This window comes from Lactobacillus laiwuensis (assembly GCF_019972835.1).
Lineage (GTDB): Bacteria > Bacillota > Bacilli > Lactobacillales > Lactobacillaceae > Lactobacillus > Lactobacillus laiwuensis.
In genome coordinates this window covers 1-1,333 of record NZ_BPPB01000039.1, presented here as the reverse complement: position 1 = coordinate 1,333, position 1,333 = coordinate 1, and the positions used below count along the sequence as shown (strand labels likewise).

Sequence of the window (1,333 nt, the reverse complement as noted above, 5' to 3'; positions counted from 1 at the left end):
CAAATCCTGTTGATAGAGCTTAAATGAATAGAATCAAGCAGCTAATAAACTGCTTGGTTCTTTTTCTTTTACCTTGTTTTCTGCTAATCTAATCCTGGTTAGCAGATTGTGGAAGTTGGCGTAGCCAAAAGCTGTGCGCTCAATTTGTTTAATCTTGCGATTGAAGCCCTCTAAGCAGCCGTTGGAATAATTCAATGTTATCCCGTTAATTACTGCTTTCAGGTTATGCTTAAAAGTTAACAGGGTTTGATGCATTTGCCAGCCAACTTCTTCTTTAGCATGAATCACTTCTTTAATTGCCAGCGGATCTTTGGCAGCCAAAGCATCATAAAATGCCTGCAGCAGGTTGTAGGCATTAGTAAGCTCCGTGCTGCAGGCGATGCCTTCGTTGACTATCTGCTCTTGCGTCAGATTGTCTTTGTAGTGCCAATTGTAATGCGGATGAATTTTGTCGAGTGCCTGGTACTTCTTGAGATACAGTTTCCACGGTGATTTAAGCAGCTTGTATTCTCTGCTGGTCTTTTTGAATTTTTTCATGACCTGCACGCGCAGGGAGTTGAAGGAGCGCGTAAGCATTTGTACCATGTGAAAGCGATCAAGCACAATCTCAGCGTTGGGGAAGCATGCTCGCACAATGTCCTGATAGTAAAAATTCAGGTCCAGAGAAACTGTTTTGACGCCTTGCAAAGCCGCTGGCGCAAACTTTTTGAAGTAGGCAATAATTGCTTTTTTATAGCGTGTTCGGAGAATCTGCACCACCTCGTGTTTGTCGGCATCAAGACAAATAAAATGCAAGGTGCGGTCAACGCCTTTAAACTCGTCGAAGGCCAGATGCTCCGGCAAATAATCATAGCTGCTACTAAACTGATGCGAGCAAGAGCCCAGCACTCTTTGCACCGTATTGACAGAAACATTGTTTTCCCGGGCAATGCTGGTCATTGAGCGGTCTTCTGTTAAAGCACTGAGAATTTTGAGCTTAGAATGCTGGGAAATACAGCAGTATTTGCCTACCAGGTCAGATTGAGCCATTGAGCGTTTATTGCAGGTGCGACACCAGACTCTCTGCTTAAAAAGTCTAATAATGACTGGCTGACTGGCATTGGCAGCAGGATAGCGGATTTCGGTTTTCAAACGGCCATTGTGCCGCAGCTCCTGTGAACCACAAAAGGGGCAGCTGGGCTGCAGCAGGACAGCTTGGTAAACTTTTTGTTTATGGCCGTTAACCAAGCGGAAGAAATAATCTTCAAAAACAATGTTTTGATCTTTAATATCAAGAGCAAATTTAATATAATTATTAAAAGAGGACATAATTCAAACCTTCTATAAAATATTG

At 42.9% G+C, this 1,333-nt stretch carries 1 protein-coding gene; it reads right to left on the bottom strand.

The window, feature by feature from the left end:
• Positions 1-33: 33 nt before the first annotated feature.
• Positions 34-1,308, bottom strand: a complete 1,275-nt coding sequence (locus LDM92_RS09775; RefSeq protein WP_223903067.1) for an ISL3 family transposase — start codon at positions 1,306-1,308, stop codon at positions 34-36.
• Between the last annotated feature and the right edge of the window lie 25 nt (positions 1,309-1,333).

Bases quoted from the DNA above. Each gene is read 5' to 3' on its own strand.
- LDM92_RS09775 (WP_223903067.1), bottom strand. From the start codon at position 1,308: ATGTCCTCTTTTAATAATTATATTAAATTTGCTCTTGATATTAAAGAT.